A 25,689-nucleotide genomic window follows, 5' to 3' on the forward strand; every position below is an offset into this window, starting at 1 on the left:
AAGGTTTATTTCTTAACCACTCTACCATATAGAAAGCCCAAGGACAGGCGACAAGGACAAGACCGTTGGACAGAGCAGGTTTTGCCTCGGATCCCGACCGCGCAAGAGGGCGGTTGGTGCCAGAGGAAGAGAGCAGTTTCCGGTCATGCTTTCAGCGCGACCGGGACCGGATCATTCATGCCAGCGCCTTTCGGCGGCTCAAGCACAAGACCCAAGTTTTTGTTGAGCACGAAGGGGATAGCTATCGGACCCGGTTGACCCATTCGATTGAGGTCGCGCAGGTGGCGCGGACGATTGCCGGGGCCTTGGGTTTGAATCCAGAACTGACCGAAGCGGTTGCCCTGGCCCATGATCTTGGCCACACACCGTTCGGACATACTGGCGAGGATGCTTTGCATGAGATCATGCAGCCGTATGGTGGGTTCGATCATAACGCGCAGGCCATCCGGATCGTGACCCGGCTTGAGCGTCATTATGCCGAGTTCGATGGGTGCAACCTTACGTGGGAAACCCTGGAAGGCATTGCAAAACACAATGGACCGGTAGAAGGGGCTTTGCCTTGGGCGCTGGCGGAATGCAATGCGGCTTTTGATCTGGAACTGTACACGCACGCAAGCGCAGAGGCGCAGGTGGCGGCCTTGTCTGACGACATCGCCTATAACAATCATGACCTGTTGGACGGGCTGAGGGCGGAGTTGTTCAGCGACGAGGACATTCAGCAACTGCCGATCGTGGGCGACTGTTATGCGGAGGTGGATCGCAAGTACCCGGGCCTCGACCCCTATCGCCGTCGGCATGAGGCGTTGCGGCGGGTGTTTGGGGTTATGGTGTCGGACGTGATCGACACGTCTCGGGCTCTGATCGCAGGGTCCGGTGCCCAGAGCGTCGAAGAGATCCGGCATCTTGGCTATCCGGTCATTCAGTTCTCAACAGGCCTTTGGGCGCAACTGAAGGAAATTCGCGCTTTCCTGTTTTCGCGGATGTACAGGGCGCCGTCGGTGATGACGGTGCGCGCCGAGGTCAGCAAAGTGGTCGAGGATTTGTTTCCAATCTACCTTGGCGATCCGAAGCAGATGCCCGCGCGCTGGCACGCGGACATTGAAGAGGCTGAGGATGAGACTGCCTTAGCCCGGATCGTATCGGACTATATCGCCGGGATGACCGACAGGTTTGCGCTACAGGATCATGAAAGATTGACAGGGCGCCCGATATCAGCAGATCATTCGACTCCGATATAGGCCAAGGCCCATACCTGTTGACCTGCCTGATCCTGTGCTGCCTCAGCTTCGTCGGTTGGCGGGAAAACGATCATCGTTGGGCCATATCCTCCGATCCCCATGGGGGCGCCGTCGGCGTGGGTCGCAAGGATGGGCTGATAGGTCGAAATGCTTTGCCAGGGAATTTCTGCCTGGTACCCGTCCATTGCCATTGGTTTGGCCGTTTTACCTTCGGCACCGGCCATGACCATCACATCAGACAGAAGCGGGCCGCTAAAGGTAATGTCGCGTTGGTTGGCCTCTGTGCCGTAGGGAATTGTGATCTCGACCTGATCCAAACTATCCAGCAATGCCGCGTCAAAGCCAGCTGCCCCGTCATGGGTGACCTCCAGATATCCCAGCAAGCCGCCGTCATTCTCGCCGCGCGCGGGCAGGTTGGTTTCCCCAACCGCGCCGCCAAGGGTGACCAGCACATGGCCTTGCGGGGCAGGCATTTCAGCAAAAGCCGGAAGGGCGGTCGACAAAATCAGACCAACGGGCAGGGCAAAACGCATGGGATTCTCCGTTTAGGTGTATCTGACAGACCTTAGCGGGGAGAGGTCTTTATCCAAGCGCAAATTGAATGCCTCCATTGACCTTGCGGTGTTGCGTGGTAAACCGCCGGGCAAGCAAAAGGACATTCGAAATGAACCTGTTTTCCGAGATCCGCAGCCTTGTGCTGGACGCGTTGGCACAGATGCAGTCCGAAGGCGTGCTGCCCGAAGGGTTGAGCTTTGACAACGTGGCGGTCGAGCCTCCACGTGATGCGGCGCATGGCGATATGGCAACGAATGCGGCGATGGTGCTGGCAAAGCCCGCCAAGATGAAGCCGCGCGACATTGCCGATGCGCTGGCTGGAAAGCTGGCAGAGGATGATCGGATCACAAGTGCAGAGGTTGCCGGGCCGGGGTTCTTGAACCTGCGGTTGGCGCCATCAGTCTGGCAGGGTGTTCTGGCTGCGGTGCTGCAACAGGGCACGGATTATGGCCGCTCGACCATGGGGCATGGGCAGAAGGTGAACGTGGAATACGTCTCGGCCAACCCGACCGGCCCCTTGCATGTGGGTCATACGCGGGGCGCGGTGTTTGGCGATGCGCTGGCAAGCTTGCTGGCCTATTCCGGCCATATCGTGACCCGTGAATACTATATCAACGATGGCGGTGCGCAGGTCGATGTGTTGGCGCGCTCGGCCTATGAACGGTACCGCGAGGCCAACGGGCTGAGCCCCGAGATCGCCGAGGGCCTGTATCCTGGCGACTATCTGATCCCGATTGGCGAGGCGTTGAAAGAGAAATACGGTGACAGCCTGATCGACAAGCCGGAAAGCGATTGGCTGGAGGATCTGCGCGAGTTTTCGACAGAAGCGATGATGGACCTGATCCGTGCCGACCTGAAGGCGCTGGGCGTTGAGATGGATGTGTTCTTCTCGGAAAAGTCGCTCTATGGCACGGGTCGGATTGAAGCTGCGTTGCAATCCCTGACCGACAAGGGCCTGATCTATGAGGGCGTGCTGGAACCGCCCAAGGGCAAAAAGCCCGAAGATTGGGAACCACGTGAGCAGACCCTGTTCAAATCGACCGAGCATGGCGACGATGTGGATCGCCCGGTCAAGAAATCGGACGGGAGCTGGACCTATTTTGCCCCGGATATCGCCTATCACTATGACAAAGTGACCCGTGGGTTTGACGCGTTGATCGATGTGTTCGGCGCTGACCACGGTGGCTATGTCAAACGGATGAAGGCGGCCGTGTCGGCTCTGTCCGATGGCAAGGTACCGCTGGATATAAAGCTGACCCAGCTGGTGAAACTGTGGAAGAACGGCGAGCCGTTCAAGATGTCCAAGCGGGCAGGGAACTTCGTCACATTGCGTGATGTGGTCGATCAGGTTGGCCCGGATGTGACCCGTTTCGTGATGCTGACCCGCAAGAATGACGCTGCCCTGGATTTTGACTTTGACAAGGTCTTGGAACAAAGCCGCGAGAACCCCGTTTTCTACGTCCAATATGCCCATGCCCGCGTGATGAGTGTTCTGCGCCGTGCAGCTGAGGCCGGGATCGACGCGCAGGACCCAGCGCTTAAAAGCGCCGATCTGGGTAAGATCGACCATGCCTCTGAGCTGACTGTTGCCAAGAAGCTGGCCGAATGGCCGCGTCTGGTTGAGATCGCCGCGCGCACCAATGAGCCGCACCGGGTTGCCTTCTATCTGTATGAACTTGCAGGGGATTTCCACGCGCTTTGGAACAAAGGCAACGATGAAACCCAGCTGCGGTTTATTCAGGATGGCGATGTTGCCACAAGCCAGTCAAAAATCGCACTGGCCCGGTCCGTTTCTGTTGTGATTTCAGCAGGCTTGGGTATTCTTGGCGTTACCCCGGCGCAGGAGATGCGGTGAACAACACCGTCCGAACCGCCGGTACGAGGTAGGCAATAAATGACCCGCGCGCCTTATTTTCGGCGCTAAACGGGCGGTGAGGCGGACATGGCAAGTTACGATTACCCGGGGCAAATGCGCCCCGAGCAGATGCATTATACGAATCAATCTCATCCTCAGGATGGGTATGACCTCCCTAATGACTTGCACGGATATGACGAAACGCCCCATCCTGCGGGTTTAGGTCGTATTGTTAGTGCTCTGGGTGCTGTTGCATCTTTGGCGCTGGTCGCTGGCATCGGTGTTTGGGGTTACAATTTGGTAATGCGCGATGTCAGTGGCGTACCGGTTGTTCGGTCCTTAGATGGACCAATGCGTATTCAGCCGGATAGCCCGGGTGGCACCCCTGCGGATCATCAGGGTTTGGCCGTGAACACGGTTGCGGCAGTGGGCACAGCAGCGCCGCCTGCTGATCGGCTGATCCTTGCACCGCGCCCGGTTTCCCTGACAGATGAAGATACTCCGGTGGCACCGTTGCAACCGATACCTGCCGTACATGTGATCCAGGAAAACGTCTCTGACCGGACGGCCACACAGATGCGCCAGGGCGCGGTTGATACACTGGTTGCTGAACTGGCGGGAGAGGCGGAAAATTCCGATCAGGTTGGCGAGCAAAGTTTTCAGTTGGCCTCTTTGACCATCCCCGAGGAAGAGCCTGCTATTGATCCGGCTGATCTGGCTGCATCGCAACCGGACCCAGAACTGGCAGCTTTGCCAGGTGTGCGCCGGTCGCTGCGCCCGGTCCTGCGCCCCGCTGGTGGTGTGCGCAGCGCGATTACGTCAAACACCACTACCGAAGACGCGATCAACGCGGCGGTCAAAGCTGCGGTCGGCTTGGATGTGGATCCTGAAACTCTGACCAAGGGCACCCGTATGGCCCAGCTTGGCGCCTATGAAAATTCGGACGTCGCGCGCTCGGAATGGGATCGAATGAATGGACGATTCGGGGATTATATGGATGGAAAACAGCGTGTTATACAGAAAACCTCAAGCGGTGGGCGAACCTTCTATCGTCTTCGGGTTCTGGGGTTTGACGATCTGAGCGACTCGCGCCAATTCTGTGCCGCTTTGCAGGCCGAAGGCGCTGATTGCATTCCGGTTGCCGCGCGGTGAGTTTCGGCGCAGTCATTACCGACGCTGAAGGTCTGCGCCTGACGTCTGACGAGAAAAAACTGTTCCGAGAGATGAACCCATTCGGGTTCATTCTGTTCGCCCGTAATATCGAGTCTGCGGATCAGGTGCGCGCCCTATGCGACGATTTCCGCGAGGCTGTGGGGCGTAACTGCCCGATCACTGTTGATCAAGAGGGTGGACGTGTGCAACGACTGCGCACACCGCTGGCACGGGAATGGATGCCGCCGTTGGATCACGTGGCCCAGAGCGGAGAGCAGGCCGAACGTGCTATGTATCTGCGCTATCGCCTGATTGCGAATGAACTGTTCGAGCTTGGGATCGACAGCAACTGCGCCCCCATGGTGGATCTGGCCCGGAACGAGACGCATCCGTTCCTTAAAAACCGCTGCTATGGATCTGATCCCAAAATGGTTTCTCGGATCGGTCGTGCGGCTGCCGAGGGGCATTTGGATGGCGGTGTATTGCCGGTGCTCAAACACATGCCGGGTCATGGTTTGTCCACGCTGGACAGCCATCATGACCTGCCCCATGTCGATCTGACGCAAGAGGAGCTGACCGAAGCAGATTTCGGCCCGTTTCGGGATTTGAACGATCTGCCAATGGGGATGACGGCGCATCTGGTCTATGACCGGATTGACCCTCAACCTGCTACGATTTCTCGGACCATGATCAGCCTGATCCGCAAATCGATCGGGTTTGGCGGGCTGATCATGACGGATGATATCTCGATGAAGGCCCTCAGCGGAAATCCAGAAGAGATTGCCAATCAGGCGCTAGCTGCCGGGTGCGATGTGGTATTGTACTGCAACGGCTCTTTTGATGCCCGTGCTGAGGTGCTGAGCACCGCCGGAAAGATGTCCGAACAGGCACAGAAACGCGCTGAACGCGCGTTGGCGATGCGCAAAGCCCCGCAGGAACTTGACATCCAAGCCGCCGAAGCCGAACTTTCTCGCCTAATGGGCGGGCAGGTGTATGTCGGATAATCTTTTTAGCGAAGACCCCGTCTCGGTCGCGGATCGCCTTGCGGCAGAGGCATTGATCGTAGATGTCGACGGGTTCGAAGGCCCGCTCGATGTGCTGCTGATGCTGTCGCGCACGCAAAAGGTTGATCTACGCAAAATCTCGGTTCTGGCGCTGGCGCAGCAATATCTGTCCTTCGTGGAAAAGGCGCGGGCGCTGCGGATCGAATTGGCCGCCGACTATCTGGTGATGGCGGCATGGCTGGCCTTTCTGAAATCGCGCTTGCTGCTGCCTCCGGATCCGAATGACGAAGGCCCCTCGGGCGAAGAACTGGCTGCGCATCTGGCGTTTCAGCTCGAGCGGCTTCAGGCCATGCGCGATGCTGCCGCCCGATTGATGGGGCGCGATCAGCTGGGGCGCGATTTCTTCAAACGTGGGCAGGGCGAGGATGTCACGCGCATCCGCACCGTGACCTATTCCGCCACTCTGCTGGACCTGATGCAGGGCTATGCCCGCATTCGTACCCGCGACGAATTCCGCCCCTTTGTCATGGACCGTGACGCCGTATTCACGATGGAACAGGCGCTGGAACGTATGCGCCCGCTGATCGGCTTTGCGGGAGCCTGGACGGATATGGAGACCTATCTGCCCGAAGGCTGGGATGCAGACCCAGTGCGCAGGCGGTCCGCGACGGCGGCTACTTTTGCGGCCTCACTTGAGTTGGTGAAAGAAGGGCATATGGAAATACAGCAGAGCGAAACTTTTGCTCCGATACAACTACGCAAGAGGACCCAATCCCGTGACTGACGCGCCTCAGGAAGAAGGTACCGGCACCCTGTTCGAAGCCCCGCCTATGGCCGAGCAAGAACGCATGGTTGAGGCCGTGTTATTCGCCAGTGCCGAGCCGGTGACGATTGCCGATCTAGAAGTGCGGATGCCCCATGGCAGCGACGCGTCACAGGCGGTGGAAATGCTAAAGAAACGCTATGAAGGGCGTGGTGTTCGTGTGGTTCAGGTTGGTGAATCCTGGGCCATTCGCACTGCCCCAGACTTGGGTTTTCTGATGCAAAAAGAAACGGTTGAAACCCGCAAGCTCAGCCGGGCCGCGATCGAAACGCTGGCGATTGTGGCATATCACCAACCCTGTACACGTGCCGAGATCGAAGAAATTCGCGGCGTATCGGTCTCGCGCGGGACCATCGACCAACTGTTGGAGATGGAGTGGATCAGACTGGGTCGTCGTCGCATGACGCCGGGCCGTCCGGTGACTTTCGTGGTGACTCCGCAGTTTCTGGATCACTTTGGGCTGGAGAACGCCCGCGATTTGCCGGGGTTGAAAGAATTGCGCGCTGCCGGTTTGCTGGAGAACAGACCGCCTCCGGGAACGATCCCACTGGGAGAGGGGCAGGAAGACGAAGATCAAACCGAACTGTTCGAGGAAGAGTGATCACGTGGCCCTTTTGTTGCCGCACAAATCGACTATTTAGAAGCCTGGAAATCGGAGTTGAGCAATGAATGCCAATCGTATCATTGACATGATCGTGCGACAGGTCATGCGGCGGCTTGTCATCAAAGGGGTGGACAAGGGGTTCGACATAGCCAGCCGCGTGGGCCAGAAGTCGGGGCAAGAGCAGCCGCCGCACGAGAGCTCAGGTGCCTCTGATCAGTTGCAGGCGGACGGAAACCGCCAACGTCAGAACATGCGTCAAGCCCAACGCGTGGCCAATCAGATGCGCCGGTTTATCCGGTTCTGATCAGGTTACCGTTTTGAAATGCTTGGACAGTTTCAGCCCCTGTCCCTGGTAATTCGAGGCGATGCCCGCCCCGTAAAGCTGCGTGGGCATCTCTGACATCCGCTCATACACCAACCGTCCGACGACTTGTCCGTGTTCCAGCACAAATGGGGCCTCGTGACAGCGGACTTCCAACACGCCGCGTGATCCTTCGCCACCTGCGGCCGCATGGCCAAAGCCGGGGTCGAAGAATCCGGCATAATGCACCCGGAATTCCCCGACCATCGCCAGATAGGGGGCCATTTCAGCCGCATACATCGGCGGGATATGCACTGCCTCGCGGCTGACCAGAATGTAGAACGCACCGGGGTCGAGGATGATGCGCCCATCAGTGGTACGCACTTCTTCCCAATATTCTTGCGGGTCGTATTCGCCGATCCGGTCCAGATCAATGACACCGGTATGAGGTTTGGCGCGGTAGCCGACCAAATCAGTGTCGGGCAGCCGCAGGTCCACCGAGAACCCAAGCCCGTCCTGAATGACAGCGGGGCCATCGACCAGCGGGGATTCGGCGTGCAGGGCGCTTAGATCGGTATCGCTCAGCACGGCCTGTCCCTCCCGGAACCTGATCTGGTTCAGCCGCATTCCCGGACGCACCAGAACCGAGAATGAGCGGGGGCAGATCTCGGCATACAAGGGGCCGGTGTAGCCTGCAGGCACCCGGTCAAACTCGGTCCCGCCATCGGTGATCGTGCGCGTCAGAAGGTCCAGCCGCCCGGTCGAGCTTTTTGCATTGGCGGCCGCGCTCAGCCCCTGGGGCAGGGCCAGCGATTCCATCAACGGCACTAGATAGACACAGCCCTTTTCCAGCACAGCACCTTCAGAGATATCGATGCGGTGCATCTCAAACTCCGACAAACGTTCGGCTACGGTGCGACCTTCGCCTGCCAGAAACGAGGCACGTACCCGGTAAGCAACTGTACCTAAACGCAAATCAAGGCTGGCGGGTTGAATCTGGGCGGGGATGACCTCTGGGCTTGCGGTAATCTCACCGCGAGCGATCATCGCCTCTATCTGCTGGTTCGGGCATACGCCGGTCATTCCGATCCCCCCTGATGCCAGAGCGGGATCTGGCCTGTGTGCCATAAACGTCGGTGTGATTTGGTCGGGCTAGCAGGACTCGAACCTGCGACCTTCCGTCCCCCAGACGGACGCGCTACCAGGCTGCGCCATAGCCCGACGTTGAGGTGTTCATAAAGACTTTCCCGGCGGGGGCAAGAGGAAATCATCGCCTTTTTTCTTATCCCGCCGATCGGTTTTCTATTCGGTTCAACACGCTGCGCAGCTCTTGCGCGATGGGCGCTATTTGGCTGAGCAACTGGTCATCGAATGCGTCTCGGGTCCAGGCCAATGTCGCGATTCCGCCCAACAATGGCGAGGCGTCGGGATAAGACGGCTGGGTTTGCGTCCGAGGTTCCGCATTTGGCGAATTGGGAGCAGGTTGCGGTTCGGGTTTTTGCGCGTCGCCAAGATCCAGATGTATCTGCTCTTGCGGGGGGGCTGGCTTGGCCGTGAATGGCACAACGACATTTGCATCGGGTGCGGGTTCAAGATTCGCCATTTCATCCAGGCCCTGGGACACTGAAGAAACATGCGCCACGCCCTGTTCACGCAAGATGCGCTGTACGCCTTTGATGGTGATCCCATCCTCATGCAAAAGCTTCTTGATGCCGCCCAGCAGGCGCATGTCGTTGGGGCGATAATATCTGCGCCCGCCCGCCCGTTTTACCGGTTTCACCTGATTGAAGCGGCTTTCCCAGAATCGCAGAACATGCGGCTGCACACCCAACCAGTCCGCAACTTCACTGATGGTGCGAAAGGCGTCTGGGGACTTGCTCATATTCGTGCCGTCCTGATCTTATTTGCGGTTCCCTGCGGCGACGCGATCTTTCATCAGATGCGACGGGCGGAAGGTGAGAACACGGCGAGGCTGAATTGGAACCTCTTCGCCTGTCTTGGGATTGCGGCCGATACGAGCTGTCTTGTCCCGAACACTGAACGTTCCAAAAGACGAGATCTTCACCTGTTCACCGCGCACCAATGCGTCGGACATATGGTTCAGAACGCTCTCGACCAGTTGCGCGCTTTCATTGCGTGAAAGGCCAACTTCACGAAATACGGCCTCGCTCAGATCCATTCGGGTCAGTGTTTTGTCGCTCATGCCAATTCCCCTGTTGCTATCAGAGCATAGGGTCAGGGCAAATTCGCTGTCAATATCAATGAATTGCGGGCGAGTGTGTAAGCTGAATTGCGCTTGTTACCACCGCAAGAGGACTGAGCCCCAGGCCAATCCACCTCCGATTGCCTCTGTGACCAGCAGATCACCCTGTTTGAACTGCCCACGCTGTTTAGCAACAGACATTGCCAGGGGAATCGATGCGGCCGAGGTATTTCCGTGGTCCTGCAGGGTAACGACAACGTGTTCCATAGGAACGCCCAATTTCTTGGCTGTGCCCTGGATGATTCTAATGTTTGCCTGATGCGGTACGATCCAATCCACATCTTTATGACTTAGCCCAGCCTTCTCTAGGCAGGTTTCTGCGGTAGAGGTCAGTCGTTCAACTGCCTGCCGAAACAGCTGGTTCCCTTTCATCCGCAGATAGCCTGTGGACTGGGTCGAGACGCCTCCATCCACATAGAGCAGGTCCTTATAGCGCCCGTCCGAGTTCAGGTCGGTTGCCAGAATGCCCCGATCGTCCGAGGTTCCCGCGCCCTCATGCTGTTCAAGGATTATCGCCCCGGCGCCGTCGCCGAACAGCACGCAGGTCGACCGGTCGGTCCAGTCCATGATACGAGAGAACGTCTCGGCGCCGATGACCAGTACGCGTTTGGCCTGGCCTGATACGATCAGCGCATTGGCATTGGTCATGGCATAGACAAATCCGGCGCAAACCGCCTGTACGTCAAAGGCGAAGCCTTTGGTCATGCCAAGCTGCGATTGAACCATTGTTGCGGCAGAGGGAAACGTCAGGTCAGCGGTCGATGTTGCAAGAATAATCGCATCAATATCATCTGCCTCCAGACCCGCATCGGCCAGTGCGGCACTGGCAGCCTTTGTGGCCATAATCGAAGTGGTTTCGTCTTCCGCTGCAAAATGCCGGCGTTCGATTCCGGAACGGGTCCGTATCCACTCATCAGACGTATCGAGCGTTTCTTCGAACTCGGAATTCGGGACGATGCGCTCTGGCAAATAGTGCCCGACACCAACTATAATTGAACGGCCTGCCATGCTGGGGTACTGCCTTTTTTGTTATTCACCGGCCTTCGACGGCGTGTCTGCGGCATCTTGTGCAAGCTCGGCTGTCGATGCAACCCGTGCTGCCAATTTTTCGGCGAAGCCGGACTCGGCCAAGGTAAAGGCCAGCTTTACAGCGGCTGACACGCCGGTCGAGTCTGCACCACCATGTGATTTGACGACGGTTCCGTTCAGGCCAAGGAAAACCCCACCATTCACGCGCCGAGGATCAATTCGTTTCTTCAAACGCTGCAAAGATGTGATTGCAAGGATCGAGGCCAGTCGTGAAAGCGGAGAATATTTGAACGCCTCGCGCAGAAGATCTCCGATCAGGCTGGCTGTGCCTTCTCCGGTCTTGATGGCGACGTTGCCTGTAAACCCGTCTGTTATAATGACATCGGCTTTGTCTCCCGGGATGTCGCTGCCTTCGACAAAACCCACAAAGTCAAAGCTGGCCTGATCCGCAAAACCCGAGATCATGCCATGCGCTTCTTTTAGCTCGGCGCGCCCTTTATGTTCCTCGGTGCCCACATTCAAAAGGCCGATCCGGGGACGTTCCAACGCCATGCCGTTTCGGGCATAAGAGGCACCCATCAAAGCATATTGCAGCAGGTCCTTGGCGTCCGCGCGCACATCGGCGCCTACGTCCAGCATTACATTGAAACCCTGCGGATTGCGCGAGGGCCACAAAATAGCGATTGCCGGGCGGTTTACCCCCGGCAGCTTACGTAGACGCATCATCGACAGGGCCATCAATGCGCCGGTATTGCCACAAGAGACCGCGCCATGGGCTTCACCCTGACGTACCGACTCCAGTGTGGACCACATCGAGGTTTGCTTGCCGTGTCGGACGACCTGGCTGGGCTTGTCCTCCATCGTGACCACATCGGGACAATCACGAAAAACGACGCGCCCGTTCAGGACACGCCGTTTTGCGACAAGTTTGCGCAACATGGCCTCAGGCCCGTGCAAGATGAACGCGATATCGGGGTTCTTATCCGCCGATTTGGCGATCCCCGCCACAACAGCAGCGGGCCCCGAATCTCCGCCCATTGCGTCAACCGAGATGGTAATCCGTCCGGCGTGCGTGGGCTGTTCTGTCATGCTTGGCCTGCGCTTTTAGGGCTTAGGCCGCGTCTTCGTCCAGGTCGATTTCGTCGGCCTGAGCGACGACTTCGCGGTCATCATAGTGGCCGCAGGACGCGCAGACGTGGTGCGGGCGCTTCAGCTCACCACAGTTGGCGCATTCGTTCGGGTTTGCAGCAACCAGAGCGTCGTGCGCGCGGCGGTTGTTGCGACGCGACTTGGAAACTTTGTTCTGTTGGACAGCCATGGTCTCAACCTTTGTCTACTAAGGGCCGGCAGATTCGCTGCGGGCCAGGTTTCATTCTTCGTTTTTCTCGTGGTTTGACGCGCGTTTAGGGGACGGGCCCCGCGATGTCCAACCCAAATTCCGATGAGCGCGCGAAAATACTGCGATTCTCAGCATGTTCAAGCGATTTTTCTGAGCGCCTGCTATGACAGGATTTCAGGCCCGTGTCACTCGTCTTTTTTCAGTGCATCGCGCAGCCCGGCCAAGCCCGCAAAGGGTTTGACATCTTCATCCGTTATTGCCTGTTTGCCGGGTTCGGTAAAGCCCGCCTGTTCCAATTCCGCACCTTCTTTCCGGGGATACTGGGGCAGGGCAAGCGCCAGCGCTTCGGACATGACCTCGGTCAGAGCGATTTCGGTCCCTAGCGGTTCAGATTCGTCACCCTCCGGGATTTCGAACTCCTCCTCGTCAGGGTTTGTCCAATCTGACAGAAACATCCGGGTCACCGGAATGTCGATCCGCGTGGTAACCGGTGTCAGCGTCACGACACAGGGTTGAATCACGGTTGCCCCCAGTTTTCCTGAAAGCGCCCAATCACGCTTTCCATGCGCACTCACCTCACCGACAAAACTCAGCTTACGCAGACCAAGCAGGCTCAACTCGTTCTTTAAGAGATCCAACTCCTGCGCGTCAGGGCGAATTTCAAAGGGCGTCGGTGCGTTCTGAGGCAGGTCGGCGACCCGTAAAGATGTCTGGTTGCTCATACGTGGCCCTTTCGTGTGTTGAACCGGGGTGGCGGTTTGATGTAATCGGATAGGGGCCGCACGGTCCCAAGGCAAGAGGGTGTGAATGTTGAAAGTTATGAGCAGGTTGAAACCAGCGTCCAGAACGCTCGTATTTGCGGCCTGTCTGACCGCTGCTGGTGCGTGTGCTCCGGTCTTCAAGAAACACGGATATGTCCCCACAGCCGAGGACCTGGCCGAAATTCAGGTGGGTGTCGATACACGTGAAAGCGTACTCGAATCCGTTGGCGCGCCCAGTACTTCAGGCGTTGTTCGCGATTCCGGCTTTTATTATGTGACATCACGCGTTCGTCATTATGGTCCGAAACGACCGAAAATCGTCTCGCGCGAGCTTGTGGCGATCAGCTTCGATGACCGGGGTGTTGTGCGCAATATTGAACGCTTTGGCCTTGAGGATGGAACCGTCGTGACGCTGGATCGTCGTATTACCGAATCCTCAGTTCAGAACCGTGGTTTCCTGCGGCAGCTGCTTGGCAATATCGGCAACTTCAACCCGGCAAACATTCCTGGCGCGACCAACTAATTCATAGTCACGTCTTGTCAACTTCACAGGGCGGTCACAAATCCTGTGTTATTGACCCTGCAAGACGAAACAGGTCAGCAACCCAGGAGGATGCGACCATGGCACTATTGCTCGGCAAGGGCCGGTACCGTGCGCGACAGGCGCAAACACCGCAGGATGTCGCGGCGGCACAATCTCTGCGCACACTGGCATTCGGGACCGATCAGACGGATCAGGATGCGTTCGACAGCCGCTGCACGCATATTCTGGTCGAGGACATGCGCAGCAACGGCAAGCTCGTCTGCTGCTTTCGCATGCTGATGATGGAGCGCGGCGCAGAGATCGGCCAAAGCTATTCTGCCCAGTTCTATGACCTCTCGGCGCTTGAAGGGTTCAAGGGACGTATGGTCGAGATGGGGCGCTTTTGCGTCGTTCCCGATCGAAACGATCCGGACATTCTGCGCGTTGCCTGGGGCGCGATGACCGCATTTGTCGATCAGAATAATGTTGAGATGCTGTTTGGCTGCTCATCCTTTGCTGGGACAGAGACTGCGGAATACCTTGATGCGTTTGCGATGCTGAAACACCGCCATCTGGCCCCGAAACGCTGGTTGCCACGGGTCAAGGCCCCGGATGTGTTCAAGTTTGCTGCGCGCTTGCGTCGGCGCCCGGATGCGAAAAAGGCCATGATGCGCATGCCCCCTTTGCTGCGGACCTACCTGATGATGGGCGGCTGGGTCAGTGACCACGCCGTTGTTGACCGGCACATGAACACTCTGCACGTCTTTACCGGCCTCGAAATCGGTGCCATCCCACCGGCGCGCAAGCGTTTGCTGCGGGCGGTTGTCGGGTAATCGCCGTTGACGGCTCGGCGCTGCCGGTTTAGCTGGCGGGCATGGCAAGAATTCCTTTACTGCAGATGTCCGGCATTTCCCTGACTTTCGGGGGCGATCCGATTTTTTCAGAGCTCGATCTGGTGGTTCAGCCGGGCGACCGCGTCGCGCTGGTTGGGCGCAACGGGTCCGGCAAGTCGACCTTGATGAAGGTGATGGCCGGTCTGGTCGAAGCGGACAAGGGTGAGATCGTCATTCCCCCGGGAAAGTCAGTCGGTTACATGGAGCAGGACCCCGGTATGGAGGGGTTTGCCACGCTGGGCGACTATGCCTCAAGCGTGTTGGAACCGGGTGAGCTGTATAAGGTTGAACGCGCAGGCGAAGGGCTGAAATTCGACCCGGCGCGCGCTGTTGAGACGGCCTCGGGCGGTGAACGTCGCCGTGCCGCGCTGGCCAAGCTGATGGCCGAAGCCCCGGATTTGATGCTGCTGGACGAGCCGACCAACCATCTTGATATCGAAGCCATTGCCTGGCTCGAGCGTGAGTTGGGATCGACGCGGACGGCCTATGTGCTGATCTCACACGACCGCGCCTTTCTGCGCGCGCTGACCCGCGCGACGCTGTGGATCGACCGCGGCGCGGTTCGGCGGCAGGAACAAGGGTTTACGGCATTCGAAGCTTGGCGCGATAAGATCTGGGAGGAGGAGGACCAGCAGCGCCATAAGCTGAACCGCCTCATCAAATCCGAGGCGCGATGGGCCGTCGAAGGCATCAGCGCCCGCCGCAAACGCAACCAGGGCCGGGTCCGCGCCTTGCAGGATCTCCGGTCCGAAAAAGCCGCACAGATCAAACGCCAGGGATCGGCCGCGATGACGCTTGAGGCCGGACCGAAGTCAGGTCGAAAAGTGTTTGAAGCCAAAAGCTTGTCCAAGTCTTTTGGCGATCATCAGATCGTGCGCAACTTTGATCTGTTGGTACAGCGGGGCGACCGCGTGGCCTTTGTTGGCCCAAATGGCGTCGGCAAGACAACATTGCTGAAAATGCTGTTGGGGCAAGAAACCCCGGATGAGGGGTCGGTCACTCTGGGCACCAATCTTGAGATTGCGGTTTTCGACCAGACCCGCGCCCAGCTCGACCCTGAAATGAGCCTGTGGGACAGCTTGACAGGCGACCCCGAGATGCGTGTTTCCGGCAAGGCTGATCAGGTGATGGTGGGTGGCCAACCCAAGCATGTGGTCGGCTACCTCAAGGAGTTTCTGTTTGACGAGGGGCAGGCCAGAGCAGCCGTTAAGTCACTGTCAGGTGGGGAAAAAGCCCGTTTGCTGCTGGCAAAGCTGATGGCCAAACAGTCGAACCTGCTGGTATTGGACGAACCGACCAACGATCTGGATGTGGAAACACTGGATCTGTTGCAGGAACTGCTGGACGATTATGACGGTACCGTTTTGCTGGTCAGCCACGACCGCGATTTCTTGGACCGTGTGGCCGCAACGACCATCGCGATGGAGGGTAACGGCCGTGCAACCGTCTATGCCGGGGGGTGGTCGGACTATCTCGCTCAGCGCGGCGAGGTGTCTGATAAGAAAGAAGTAAAAACAAAAGCTTCCAAGTCAAAGGTAAAGCAAGAGGCGCAGCCGAAACTGGGGCTATCATTTTCAGAGAAACACCGTCTTGAGAAATTGCCTGCCGAGATTGAGCGGCTTGAGACGGAAATCGGAAAGCTTGAAGAGCTGATGTCCGATCCTGAGCTTTTCAGCCGTGAACCTGTTAAGTTTCAGAAAGCGACCGAGGCTTTGGTCGAGCGGCAAGAAAAGCTGGCCGCAGCCGAGGAAGAGTGGCTGATCCTCGAGGAAAAGGCCGAGGGCGCCTAGATCAGCTTTCGCGCTGTGGCCGGCTATCCGACCACAGTTCATTTGAGTGAGCCGTTTTCATCGGTAGGTGATCAGCCACGCTCAGCGCATTCGCAGCGCGCCGTCGATACGGATGACCTCGCCGTTCAGATAACCCATTTCGACGATGAACCCGGCCAGTCGCCCGTATTCGCGGGGGTCGCCAAGGCGCACAGGGTTGGGAACGTCAGAGGCCAGTTGTTGCTGCACCTCTTCGGGCAGACCGGCCAGCATCGGAGTCATAAAGATTCCGGGTGCGATGGTCATCACGCGGATTCCGGACGAGGCCAGATCCCGTGCCATGGGCAGGGTCATACCTACCACACCACCTTTCGAAGCCGCATAGGCAGCCTGACCCTTTTGCCCATCAAAGGCCGCGATTGAGGCTGTATTGATGATGACACCGCGCGCGCCATCCGGTTCTGGGTCGTTCTTTGCCATTTCCGCAGCTGCAAGGCGTGAAACGTTGAATGTACCCACAAGGTTGATGTCGATCGTGCGCTGAAATGCATCAAGCGGGTGCGGGCCATCCCTGCCTACGGTTTTCATGCCAACCGCGATCCCGGCGCAATTCACTGCCGCGTTGATCGCTCCCATCTTCTTGCGGGCATGGGCGATGGCCGCGGCCACGGATGTTTCATCGGTTACATCCGTCTGGGCGAAATGCCCGCCAATTTCTGTTGCGACCTGGCTGCCTCGGTCCGCATCCCGGTCCAGAATGGTTACCTGTGCATTGTTTTCTGCAAAAAAGCGGGCCGTTGCCTCACCCAGCCCCGAGGCGCCTCCGGTGACAATGGCTGCGGTGGTCGACAGGTGCATCTGGATCTCCTTCCAAAAGATATGAACATACGTTCATTTAATATCAGCCAAGGGACAGTGTCCATAGGGGGGCGTCGGGCAGGCGGCCTTTCCTCAAGGCTTTCTCAGGTCAGCTTCAGGCGTTCTTAATGTTGAAATCTCAAATCGACACTGAACGCAATTGAGCGTCTGGGTGGCGCATTTGAGGAGGACAAACTATGCGAATTGGAACCAAATCAGGGCTTTCCGCTTTGGTTGCCGCTCCGTTTCTGGGGATTATGGCGGCTGGAAGTGCGGCCGCTGCACCAGAGGTCTGCAACTGGAAAACGGCGCGGGATGCTGCAAACAGCGGCGATTATGCGACCATGTGTGAGTGCACGCAGGTAACCCCCAGCTTTCTGGAGCGCTTGCAGAAACGAGCGGATTTCGAAACCACATTGCGAAACACATCCGCGCAATGCCCGGGGTTGGCCGCCTTGTTGACCGACTTTCCGACAGCATCAATCGTAAGCGCGGCAAATGCGGGCGAAGACCGCAGTTCGGACCCAAGCAGTCCGGTCACGCCGGTTGGCGGCGATGGAACAGGGTCCGGCGGGTCGGGCGGTAACGGTCCCGGCAACGGCGGCGGCGATGATCCGGGTGGCGATAACCCGGGCGATGATCCGGGCAACGGTGGCGGGGATGATCCCGGTGACGACAACCCAGGTGATGATCCCGGCAATGGTGGTGGCGATGGCCCCGGCAAACCTGGAAATGGCAATGGTCCCGGCAAAGGAGGCAATGGTCCGGGTAAAGGCGGTAACGGCCCCGGAAATGGCAATGGAAACGCTGGGAACCCTGGCAATGGCGGGGGCAATAATGGCGGCTCTGGCCCCGGCACCGGAAACGGTGGAGGTAACAACGGCCACGGCGGAGGCCACGGCAATGGCGGCGGCGGCCATGGAAACGGCGGAGGCAAAGGGGGCAAGCGATAAGCCTACAAGTGACGGATTTGCTCATGCCGAAACAGAAACGGCCACCCAATTAGGTGGCCGTTTTTCTTTCAGAGGTCTTAGTTATCCCAACTGAACCAGCGCGTGCCTCTTCTTGCCCGCACTCAGTTTGATGGGCGAGGACAAGGCGCCTGCGTCGATCATCAGTCCCGCGTCTGTTAATGAAGCGTCGTCCAGTTTGGCGCCGTTTTCTGCAATCAGGCGCTTGGCCTCTTTGCCAGATTTCGCCAGGCCAGACTGTACGATCAGTTGCACGATGGATATCGGCAAGTCTGCTTCGCCGACCGTTAGGGTCGGCAGATCGTCCCCGACGCCACCTTTTTCGAACACTTCGCGAGCGGTGGCCTCGGCATTTGCCGCAGCCTCGGTCCCGTGCAGCAAGGAGGTGACCTCGTTTGCCAGGCGGATCTTGGCCTCGTTGATCTCGGACCCCTGCAATGCGCCAAGGCGGTCACACTCATCCACAGGCAGTTCGGTGTACAGCTTAAGGAACCGCCCAACATCCGCGTCGGTGGTGTTGCGCCAGAACTGCCAGAACTCATAGGGTGAGCGCATCTCGGCATTCAGCCAGACTGCACCGTCTTGCGATTTGCCCATCTTCTTGCCATCGCTGGTGGTCAGCAAGGGTGAGGTCAGGCCATAAATCTCGTTATCCAACACGCGACGGGTCAGGTCGATACCGTTGACGATATTGCCCCACTGATCGCTACCGCCAAGCTGTAGGACACAGCCATAGCGACGGTTCAGTTCAAGGAAGTCATAGGCCTGCAGGATCATGTAATTGAATTCGAGGAAGGACAGCGATTGCTCGCGGTCCAGCCGGGATTTCACCGATTCAAAGGCCAACATCCGGTTGACCGAGAAATGCCGGCCGATGTCGCGCAGGAAGTCGAGGTAATTTAGGTCGTCCAGCCACTCTTCGTTGTTCAGCATCAGTGCTGCGTTTTCTGCGCCGCTATCATAGTCGATATAGGCGGCAAACACCTTTCTGATGCCTGCGATATTGGCGTTGATCTGGTCCGGGCCCAGCAGGGGACGCTCATCTGACCGGAAGGACGGATCGCCCACCTTCGTGGTGCCGCCGCCCATCAGGGTGATCGGCTTATGACCTGTTTTCTGGAACCAGCGAAGCATCATGATCTGGATCAGGCTGCCCACATGTAGGGACTTTGCTGTTGCATCAAACCCGATATACGCCGACTGACACCCGCTGATCAGCGCCTCGTCAAGGCCCTGATAATCGGTGCAGTCAGCCAGAAAGCCGCGCTCGATCATCGTGGCGATGAAATCCGATTTGGGGTGGTAGGTCATATCGTGCCCTTTGGGTTAATGTTGCGGGGCAGTGTATAGGCGGTGGGGATGACAAGGAAAAGGCACCTTATCCAAGAAAAACACGCGGCTTATGTGATCTGGCTTGCCTTGGGTTTGCGTTAACGTGCAGGTTGTGGGCAACGCGACGACAGAACGGGCGCGAACAGGCGAAAGAGGGCTGGCGTGGGTCGGGCAATTAGCAAATCAGGCGTATTGACTGCATTGGGTGCAATGTCGGGGACCTCGCTGGATGGCGTGGACGCGGCGGTGATCAAAACGGACGGTTACAGAATTCTTGGCTTTGGGCCCACCGGATACCGCGCCTATTCAGATGCAGAGCGGAAAACGCTTCGTGCTGCATTGGGGCAGTGGCATGGCCATGATGTGGATACCGCGGCGGAATTGGTCACGCTTGCCCATGCCGAAATACTGGCCGACTTCGATGAGATTGACCTGATCGGATTTCACGGTCAGACCCTAGCGCATGAACCAAGCGGGCGCGGTACGTTGCAGGTGGGTGACGGCGATGGGCTGACGCAGGCCTTGGGTGTCCCCGTCGTTTGGGATTTCCGCAGCGATGATGTGGCGATGGGGGGCGAGGGCGCTCCGCTTGCGCCCTTTTACCACTTTGCCTGTGCCAAGTGGATTGAGGCCAACCAACCGCTTTGTTTTCTGAACCTGGGCGGGGTCGGGAACCTGACCTATGCAGATCCCAGGTTTGATGGCCCTGAGATACCAGGTGCGCTGTTGGCTTTTGACACCGGTCCGGCCAACGCACCGGTTGATGATCTGATGCAGGAACGTCTGGGTCTGCCCATGGATCGCGACGGCGCGATTGCGCGCGGCGGCAGGGTCGAGGCCGGGGCGCTTGAGTTGTTTCTGGCAGAGCCCTTCTTTAACAGGATGCCGCCAAAATCACTGGACCGGAACGACTTTGCCGAGATGATCCGCCTGGTGCAGGAACTCTCTGACGCTGATGCGGTTGCCACGCTTACCGGCATGTGCGCCGCCGGAGTTGCGCAAGGGATCGAGCATTGCCCGGAACCGCCGTCGCGTGTGTTGGTGACAGGAGGGGGACGGCATAACCCGGTCCTGATGGAGATGCTGCGCGTTTCGCTGGATTGTCCGGTGGAGCCGGTCGAAGCGGTTGGTCTGGATGGAGATATGCTGGAAGCACAGGCCTTTGCCTATCTTGCTGTCCGTGTCGCGCGCGGGCTGCCGACCTCTTGCCCCGGCACCACAGGGGTCAAGGCGCTGGTCGGGGGCGGGATGGTCAGCGTTCCATCGAGCGAACGTAGTCTGACGTAAATTCTGAATACCCCTCAGAAGTCGATTTCAGATGTGCTTTGGTCCAGTCATGCAGCGTTGGCAGCTGGTGAAACGGCACGTTTGGAAAGGCGTGGTGTTCTGCGTGATAGGGCATGTTCCAGGCCAGAAATCGGACCAATCGGTTGGTGAACGTAGTGCGCGAGTTTTCAAGCATATTCGCCACCGGCGGGCAGAGGCCGTGTTCCGCAAGCAGGTACAGCCGAAGAACGGGCTGTGCCACCAAGACCGGCAACAGCCATAAGCTGACCACCAAAGGAGACACCAGCAGGCTTGCCCCTGCAAGCGCGTAAATGGCCAGCAGGACACGGGCCTCAATCCGCATGGCCTTATGTTGGCGATGCGGCAAATAGGGCGCCTCGATCCGGCCCATTGCGTTACTGATCAGAACGCTCGTCATCCCAGACCAATAAGGCCAACCACTCAGATAGATCAGCAGGCTGGGCCAGCTGTCGGGCCGCAGTTTGCCCCCCAGTTCGGGGTCTTTGTCCGGGTGGTTGGTCCATTTGTGATGCGCGAGGTGAAAGTATCGAAACCAGGTAAAGGGCAGGGCGATCGGGAGTGAGGCCAGATGCCCGACCGCATCATTCATCCAGCCAGTCCGAAACGGCGTTTTATGGGTGCATTCATGGCTGAGGGTGAACAGAAACACCAGCAGCACGCCTTGCGGCAGGATCAGCAGCGGCCAGAGCGGGATTTGCAGTGCTATGCCTGTACTCGTTGCGCTCAGCACCAATAGATACAGCACCAAGTGCCTCAGACCCGCCGCGTCAGACCGCATCTGCAGCCGGTCTTTGGCCTCGGCCGGGAGTGATGCGATGAGGGCGCGGTGATCCATCGGTCAGCCTCGGGGGATGTCGAACCCTGGAGCGGCGAGCTCGAACCCGTCAAACTCAAACCCCGGGGACACGGTGCAAGAGACCAGCGTGTAGGCCCCGGTGCTGCGCGCGGCCTGCCAGTGATCCTTGGGCACGATCAGTTGTGGTGCGCCTTGCGACAGGTCCGGGGTCAGCATGTGGTCGGTCGCCGGGCCAGTTTCGGTTGCGCTGAGCGACAGCACCAAGGGTGCCCCCGCGTGATACAGCCAGATCTCGGTCGCATCGACGCGGTGCCAATGGCTGGCCTCGCCCTGGGCCAGCAGAAAATAGATACAGGTCCCGGTGGCGCGGCCGTGGTTATCAGCGCGCCAGGTTTCACGGAACCAGCCGCCTTCGGGGTGGCGTTGCAGATTCAGATGTTGAATGATCTCTTGTGCGGTCATGGGGCCTCGGTCGTTTCAGGGCGATTATGCACGGGATTGGACGATCCGCTATGGTATTCGTCCCGATCAGGAATATGTTTGGAACATGACTCTGATGATCCCCTTCGACAACAGTTACGCCCGTTTGCCAAACAGCTTTTATGCGCGGCAAGCGCCGGTGCCGGTTCGTGCGCCTCGCTTGATTGCTTTCAACTCCGATCTTGCGCAGATTCTGAGAATCACGCCCGGCGAGGTGCATGAAATGGCCGAGGCCTTTTCCGGCAACGCCCTGCCAGAGGGGGCAGAACCGATTGCACAGCTCTATTCAGGGCATCAGTTCGGAAATTATAACCCCCAGCTTGGGGACGGGCGCGCGGTTTTGCTGGGCGAGACAGTTGGGACGGATGGCGTTCGACGGGATATCCAGTTGAAGGGATCAGGCCCGACGCCGTTTTCCCGACAGGGTGACGGACGTGCATGGCTGGGTCCGGTGCTGCGCGAGTATGTGGTGTCCGAGGCGATGCACGCACTGGGCATCCCGACCACAAGGGCGCTGGCCGCCGTTGAGACTGGCGAGGCCATTTTTCGAGAAGGTCCAATGCCTGGTGCGATCCTGACCCGTGTCGCACAAAGCCACCTGCGCGTAGGTAGCTTTCAGATCTTCGCCGCGCGTGGACAATTGGACAGTCTGCGTCGACTGACAGATTATGCCATCCAGCGACATTACCCGCAGGCCGACGGCCCGATGGGTCTTTTGCGCGCTGTTGTCGACCCACAATCGCAGTTGATTGCCGCATGGATGAGTGTGGGATTCATCCATGGGGTGATGAATACTGACAACTGCTCGATCTCAGGCGAAACCATTGATTACGGCCCTTGCGCCTTCATGGATAACTATCATCCCAATACCGTCTACAGTTCGATCGACCGCATGGGTCGCTATGCCTATTCCAACCAGCCCGAAATCGCCGTTTGGAATGCAGCGCAGCTGGCGACCGCGCTGATCCAGCAGTTCGAGGATAAAGAGGCCGCCGTTGCTGAGGCTACCGAGATCGTCCATGCGATGCCCGACCTGATACAGCAGCACTGGCTTACAAAGTTCCGGGCAAAGATCGGTCTTGAGATGCAAGAAGACGGCGATTTTGAGATGATCTCGGACTTGCTTAAACGCATGGCGCAGAACCAGGCGGATTTCACCAATACCTTCCGGGCGCTGGGCGGCGGTCAGGAGCGGGATCAATTCACCGATCCGCAGGCATTTGATCAATGGGCAGACGGTTGGCGGTCGCGGCTGTCTCGTGAAAAAAACCCTGCTGAGGTGATTAACAAGGCCAATCCGGCCTTTATCCCGCGCAACCACCGGGTCGAACAGATGATCCAGGCGGCGGTGCAGGGGGATTTTGACCCATTCCACCGGCTGAACAATGTGCTGTCCCGGCCCTATGAGGATCAACCCGGCGCTTTGGATCTGACACGGCCACCGGCACAGGATGAGGTTGTTCAGGCGACCTTCTGCGGTACATGAGTTCCTCACACCTGTTTTCGCAGTCAGCTACGTCGGTGTTTCGCCATGCGCTTGCTTTGGTGAAGCCGGCTTGCAATCAACGATGAGCAGCGCAATCCTGCGATCTCAAACGGACTTTCAGGAACCCATGTCTCAGACCGCAATCCTGCGCATCGCCAGCTATAATATTCAGAAATGTGTCGGACTGGATCTGCGTCGACAGCCCCAGAGGATTCTTCAGGTCATCGAAAGCCTGCAGGCAGATATTGTCGTCTTGCAAGAGGCCGACAAACGATTGCCTCCGCGCCCTGCGGCCCTGCCGCATTTCATGCTGGACGAAGCGGGATGGCAGATCGTTGATTTGGGTGGGGCTGGCAGCTTGGGGTGGCATGGGAATGCAGTGATCTGGCGGGGTGATGCGATCCGTGTCCGGCAGACCGGGCATCACGAATTACCGGGGTTGGAACCGCGTGGAGCTGTCAGGGTTGAGTTTGACACACCAATCGGTCCGCTTCGGGTGATGGGCATGCATCTGGGGCTCTTACCCGCCTCACGCCGTCAGCAAATCACCCACCTCAGACGGTGCGATGCGAATCTTGAGGATTTGCCAACTGTCTGGGCTGGGGATTTCAATGAATGGTCCCGACAGCCGGTTCTGGATCACCTGGCCCCGGATATGCACTTTCTTCCACCATTCCCCAGCTTTCCAGCGGCACAGCCGCTGGGCGCGCTGGATCGGATCGCGCTCGGCGCGGGGCTTGAGGCTGTTTTGCATGGCGTGCATTCGGTGCGACCCGCGCACATCGCCTCGGATCACTTGCCAATCTGGGCCGATCTACGGCTTGTAGCTTAGCCGGTAAATCCCCTGTAGCGCCGATCACGCATACGGTTTAATACAGAGAACCGAATATATGCCGAGGGTTCCAATGTCCGACACGATCATCGCCCGCTGCGAAGCCAAAGGCCTGCGTATGACAGGACAGCGCCGCACGATTGCACAGGTGCTGCAACAAAGCGATGATCATCCCGATGTCGAAGAGCTCTATTCGCGCGCCTCGCAGGTTGATTCTGGTATTTCCATTGCCACGGTCTATCGGACCGTCAAACTGTTCGAAGAGGCCGGGATTCTAGAGCGTCTGGAATTCGGTGATGGTCGCGCGCGGTACGAGGATGCCGAACGGGACCATCATGATCACTTGATCGACATGCAGTCAGGTGAAGTCATCGAATTTGTAGACCCTGAGATCGAAGCGCTACAGGAAAAGATTGCAGCTAAGCTGGGCTACAAGCTGAAAGGGCACCGGCTGGAACTGTACGGCGTTCCGCTGGACCACGACTGATCCATCACAAAAAACGAACGGCCTGCGCACGGGAATTCATGATTCCCAGGCGGATATTGCTTGCCTGACCGCCCGGCATCGGCTTTTGCTTGGATATGACCGGCTGAACGCGCCGCAATATTCTACGGACAAAACTATGAACAACGTGAACGGCATTTTGCTGGTCGTCGGCGCAATGGCGGCCTTTGCACTTGAAGATATGTTCATCAAACATCTGTCGGTCACAGTGCCAACAGGACAGATCATGGTCATTCTGGGCCTTGCCTGTGGTTTGGTTTTCGCAGCGATGGCCCTGTTCACACGCAAGCACATCTTTGATGTCGCCGCATGGCAGACCTTGCCCCTGATCCGCGCGCTCTGCGAAGGGCTGGGAGCCGTGGCGTTTGTGACCGCGCTGTCTCTGGTCGATTTGTCGACGGTTGCGGCGGTGTTTCAGGCCATGCCCTTGGTCGTGACCATGGGGGCCGCGCTGTTTCTAGGTGAGCAGGTAGGTTGGCGACGGTGGAGCGCGATTGGCGTCGGGTTCATCGGTGTCCTTATGATCATCCGTCCCGGTCTGGACGGTTTCCAGCCGGAAACCTTGTTTGTGGTGGCCAGCGTTGTGGCCATTGCCGCCCGCGATCTGATCACGCGCAGACTGGACGCACGTGTGGCCTCAGCCGTGGTGGCGATGCAGGCTTACGGCGCGGTGACGCTTGCCGGTCTGGTGCTGATCTCAATGGCTGGCCAGCCGGTCGTAGCCATGAGCCAGTCGGAAATCGGGCCGTTTCTGGGCGCGATTGGATTTGGTGTTCTGGGGTATTACGGGATTGTCAGTGCAATGCGGATTGGCGATGCCTCGGCCCTGACCCCGTTCCGATACACCCGGCTGGTGTTTTCTATCGCGGCCGGAATGCTGATGTTCGGGGAACGCCCGGATATGATGACGGTTGCCGGTGCATCGCTGATCCTGGGGTCGGGGCTCTATACCTTCCTGCGCGAACGACGCCTGGCGCGGTCACTGGCTCTTGCGGCCTGACGGATCGTCGCA

General features: G+C 58.3%; 28 protein-coding genes and 1 tRNA gene. 16 read left to right on the forward strand and 13 right to left on the reverse strand.

The annotated features are described in order from the left end of the window. Positions 1–65 precede the first annotated feature (65 nt). Complete coding sequence (locus tag AC2FHX_RS01480) at positions 66–1,238, forward strand: deoxyguanosinetriphosphate triphosphohydrolase (RefSeq protein ID WP_496700502.1); 1,173 nt, start codon at positions 66–68, stop codon at positions 1,236–1,238. Here AC2FHX_RS01480 and AC2FHX_RS01485 read toward each other — a convergent pair. Further along, positions 1,220–1,771 carry a putative pterin-binding protein gene (locus tag AC2FHX_RS01485; RefSeq protein WP_496700501.1) on the reverse strand — a complete coding sequence of 184 codons (552 nt, stop codon included), beginning with the start codon at positions 1,769–1,771 and terminating at the stop codon, positions 1,220–1,222. The genes AC2FHX_RS01480 and AC2FHX_RS01485 overlap by 19 nt on opposite strands. Positions 1,772–1,902: 131 nt before the next feature. Between AC2FHX_RS01485 and argS the strand changes: the two genes are divergently transcribed. The 6 genes from argS to AC2FHX_RS01515 all read left to right on the forward strand — a co-directional run bounded on the left by argS (position 1,903) and on the right by AC2FHX_RS01515 (position 7,535). Next, complete coding sequence (gene argS / locus AC2FHX_RS01490) at positions 1,903–3,648, forward strand: arginine--tRNA ligase (protein ID WP_496700500.1); 1,746 nt, start codon at positions 1,903–1,905, stop codon at positions 3,646–3,648. An 87-nt stretch (positions 3,649–3,735) separates the two neighbouring features. Then, positions 3,736–4,800 carry an SPOR domain-containing protein gene (locus AC2FHX_RS01495; RefSeq protein ID WP_496700499.1) on the forward strand — a complete coding sequence of 355 codons (1,065 nt, stop codon included), beginning with the start codon at positions 3,736–3,738 and terminating at the stop codon, positions 4,798–4,800. After that, positions 4,797–5,804, forward strand: a complete 1,008-nt coding sequence (gene nagZ, locus AC2FHX_RS01500; RefSeq protein ID WP_496700498.1) for a beta-N-acetylhexosaminidase — start codon at positions 4,797–4,799, stop codon at positions 5,802–5,804. The genes AC2FHX_RS01495 and nagZ overlap by 4 nt, the downstream gene beginning before the upstream one ends. Then, complete coding sequence (locus AC2FHX_RS01505; RefSeq protein ID WP_142633343.1) at positions 5,794–6,588, forward strand: segregation and condensation protein A; 795 nt, start codon at positions 5,794–5,796, stop codon at positions 6,586–6,588. The genes nagZ and AC2FHX_RS01505 overlap by 11 nt, the downstream gene beginning before the upstream one ends. Beyond that, on the forward strand, positions 6,581–7,228 hold the full coding sequence (scpB, locus tag AC2FHX_RS01510) for an SMC-Scp complex subunit ScpB (protein WP_281994496.1): 648 nt from the start codon (positions 6,581–6,583) through the stop codon (positions 7,226–7,228). The genes AC2FHX_RS01505 and scpB overlap by 8 nt, the downstream gene beginning before the upstream one ends. Positions 7,229–7,292: 64 nt before the next feature. After that, positions 7,293–7,535 (forward strand): hypothetical protein, encoded by a 243-nt coding sequence (locus tag AC2FHX_RS01515; RefSeq protein ID WP_496700497.1) that lies wholly within the window; start codon positions 7,293–7,295, stop codon positions 7,533–7,535. Here AC2FHX_RS01515 and AC2FHX_RS01520 read toward each other — a convergent pair whose 3' ends face one another. The 8 genes from AC2FHX_RS01520 to AC2FHX_RS01555 form a co-directional block, all read right to left on the reverse strand. After that, complete coding sequence (locus tag AC2FHX_RS01520; protein WP_271947481.1) at positions 7,536–8,615, reverse strand: 2'-deoxycytidine 5'-triphosphate deaminase; 1,080 nt, start codon at positions 8,613–8,615, stop codon at positions 7,536–7,538. Between the two features lie 61 nt (positions 8,616–8,676). Continuing rightward, positions 8,677–8,753 (reverse strand) — tRNA-Pro (locus AC2FHX_RS01525). A 61-nt stretch (positions 8,754–8,814) separates the two neighbouring features. Further along, on the reverse strand, positions 8,815–9,414 hold the full coding sequence (locus AC2FHX_RS01530) for a MerR family transcriptional regulator (protein ID WP_496700496.1): 600 nt from the start codon (positions 9,412–9,414) through the stop codon (positions 8,815–8,817). Positions 9,415–9,432: 18 nt separating this feature from the next. Further along, complete coding sequence (gene ihfA, locus AC2FHX_RS01535; RefSeq protein ID WP_037316145.1) at positions 9,433–9,735, reverse strand: integration host factor subunit alpha; 303 nt, start codon at positions 9,733–9,735, stop codon at positions 9,433–9,435. A 96-nt stretch (positions 9,736–9,831) separates the two neighbouring features. Beyond that, positions 9,832–10,803 (reverse strand): beta-ketoacyl-ACP synthase III, encoded by a 972-nt coding sequence (locus tag AC2FHX_RS01540; protein ID WP_271947477.1) that lies wholly within the window; start codon positions 10,801–10,803, stop codon positions 9,832–9,834. 21 nt (positions 10,804–10,824) lie between these two features. Continuing rightward, positions 10,825–11,913 carry a phosphate acyltransferase PlsX gene (plsX, locus tag AC2FHX_RS01545; RefSeq protein WP_496700495.1) on the reverse strand — a complete coding sequence of 363 codons (1,089 nt, stop codon included), beginning with the start codon at positions 11,911–11,913 and terminating at the stop codon, positions 10,825–10,827. A 22-nt stretch (positions 11,914–11,935) separates the two neighbouring features. Then, positions 11,936–12,142 (reverse strand): 50S ribosomal protein L32, encoded by a 207-nt coding sequence (gene rpmF, locus AC2FHX_RS01550; RefSeq protein ID WP_037316137.1) that lies wholly within the window; start codon positions 12,140–12,142, stop codon positions 11,936–11,938. 206 nt (positions 12,143–12,348) lie between these two features. Further along, positions 12,349–12,885: a YceD family protein gene (locus tag AC2FHX_RS01555; protein WP_496691109.1), complete on the reverse strand. Its 537-nt coding sequence runs from the start codon at positions 12,883–12,885 to the stop codon at positions 12,349–12,351. An 85-nt stretch (positions 12,886–12,970) separates the two neighbouring features. Here AC2FHX_RS01555 and AC2FHX_RS01560 point away from each other — a divergent pair, with 85 nt between their 5' ends. The 3 genes from AC2FHX_RS01560 to AC2FHX_RS01570 all read left to right on the forward strand — a co-directional run bounded on the left by AC2FHX_RS01560 (position 12,971) and on the right by AC2FHX_RS01570 (position 16,130). Next, complete coding sequence (locus AC2FHX_RS01560) at positions 12,971–13,447, forward strand: outer membrane protein assembly factor BamE (protein WP_271947471.1); 477 nt, start codon at positions 12,971–12,973, stop codon at positions 13,445–13,447. 98 nt (positions 13,448–13,545) lie between these two features. Continuing rightward, the gene (locus AC2FHX_RS01565; RefSeq protein WP_496700494.1) at positions 13,546–14,280 is read left to right on the forward strand and encodes a GNAT family N-acetyltransferase; all 735 of its coding nucleotides are present in this window, start codon (positions 13,546–13,548) and stop codon (positions 14,278–14,280) included. Positions 14,281–14,321: 41 nt separating this feature from the next. Next, positions 14,322–16,130 carry an ABC-F family ATP-binding cassette domain-containing protein gene (locus tag AC2FHX_RS01570; protein WP_496700493.1) on the forward strand — a complete coding sequence of 603 codons (1,809 nt, stop codon included), beginning with the start codon at positions 14,322–14,324 and terminating at the stop codon, positions 16,128–16,130. An 81-nt stretch (positions 16,131–16,211) separates the two neighbouring features. On the opposite strand, the gene AC2FHX_RS01575 is transcribed toward AC2FHX_RS01570, so the two are convergent. Further along, positions 16,212–16,967 (reverse strand): 3-hydroxyacyl-CoA dehydrogenase, encoded by a 756-nt coding sequence (locus AC2FHX_RS01575; protein ID WP_271947465.1) that lies wholly within the window; start codon positions 16,965–16,967, stop codon positions 16,212–16,214. Positions 16,968–17,164: 197 nt separating this feature from the next. Between AC2FHX_RS01575 and AC2FHX_RS01580 the strand changes: the two genes are divergently transcribed. Next, positions 17,165–17,920, forward strand: coding sequence for a hypothetical protein (locus AC2FHX_RS01580; protein ID WP_496700492.1), 756 nt, complete (start codon positions 17,165–17,167; stop codon positions 17,918–17,920). 81 nt (positions 17,921–18,001) lie between these two features. Here the strand turns inward: AC2FHX_RS01580 and tyrS are convergent, their stop codons facing one another. Further along, positions 18,002–19,249 (reverse strand): tyrosine--tRNA ligase, encoded by a 1,248-nt coding sequence (gene tyrS, locus AC2FHX_RS01585; RefSeq protein WP_281971972.1) that lies wholly within the window; start codon positions 19,247–19,249, stop codon positions 18,002–18,004. Between the two features lie 231 nt (positions 19,250–19,480). On the opposite strand from tyrS, the gene AC2FHX_RS01590 reads away from it, so the two are divergent. Next, complete coding sequence (locus tag AC2FHX_RS01590; protein ID WP_496691113.1) at positions 19,481–20,557, forward strand: anhydro-N-acetylmuramic acid kinase; 1,077 nt, start codon at positions 19,481–19,483, stop codon at positions 20,555–20,557. Here the strand turns inward: AC2FHX_RS01590 and AC2FHX_RS01595 are convergent. Together AC2FHX_RS01595 and AC2FHX_RS01600 are read right to left on the reverse strand one after the other, a co-directional pair. Further along, positions 20,523–21,413, reverse strand: coding sequence for a fatty acid desaturase (locus tag AC2FHX_RS01595; protein WP_496700491.1), 891 nt, complete (start codon positions 21,411–21,413; stop codon positions 20,523–20,525). The two genes, AC2FHX_RS01590 and AC2FHX_RS01595, sit on opposite strands and share 35 nt — an antisense overlap. Positions 21,414–21,416: 3 nt before the next feature. Beyond that, positions 21,417–21,836 (reverse strand): cupin domain-containing protein, encoded by a 420-nt coding sequence (locus tag AC2FHX_RS01600; RefSeq protein WP_496693434.1) that lies wholly within the window; start codon positions 21,834–21,836, stop codon positions 21,417–21,419. Between the two features lie 85 nt (positions 21,837–21,921). On the opposite strand from AC2FHX_RS01600, the gene AC2FHX_RS01605 reads away from it, so the two are divergent. The 4 genes from AC2FHX_RS01605 to AC2FHX_RS01620 all read left to right on the forward strand — a co-directional run bounded on the left by AC2FHX_RS01605 (position 21,922) and on the right by AC2FHX_RS01620 (position 25,677). Next, the gene (locus tag AC2FHX_RS01605) at positions 21,922–23,340 is read left to right on the forward strand and encodes a protein adenylyltransferase SelO (RefSeq protein ID WP_496700635.1); all 1,419 of its coding nucleotides are present in this window, start codon (positions 21,922–21,924) and stop codon (positions 23,338–23,340) included. Positions 23,341–23,467: 127 nt separating this feature from the next. Beyond that, the gene (locus AC2FHX_RS01610; protein ID WP_142635102.1) at positions 23,468–24,172 is read left to right on the forward strand and encodes an endonuclease/exonuclease/phosphatase family protein; all 705 of its coding nucleotides are present in this window, start codon (positions 23,468–23,470) and stop codon (positions 24,170–24,172) included. 73 nt (positions 24,173–24,245) lie between these two features. After that, a complete protein-coding gene (locus AC2FHX_RS01615; protein ID WP_142633379.1) occupies positions 24,246–24,659 on the forward strand; it encodes a Fur family transcriptional regulator in 414 nt (137 codons plus the stop codon). A 136-nt stretch (positions 24,660–24,795) separates the two neighbouring features. Continuing rightward, a complete protein-coding gene (locus AC2FHX_RS01620) occupies positions 24,796–25,677 on the forward strand; it encodes a DMT family transporter (protein WP_282027366.1) in 882 nt (293 codons plus the stop codon). Positions 25,678–25,689 lie beyond the last annotated feature (12 nt).

The sequence above is a fragment of the Ruegeria sp. CDSC042 genome, assembly GCF_059610745.1.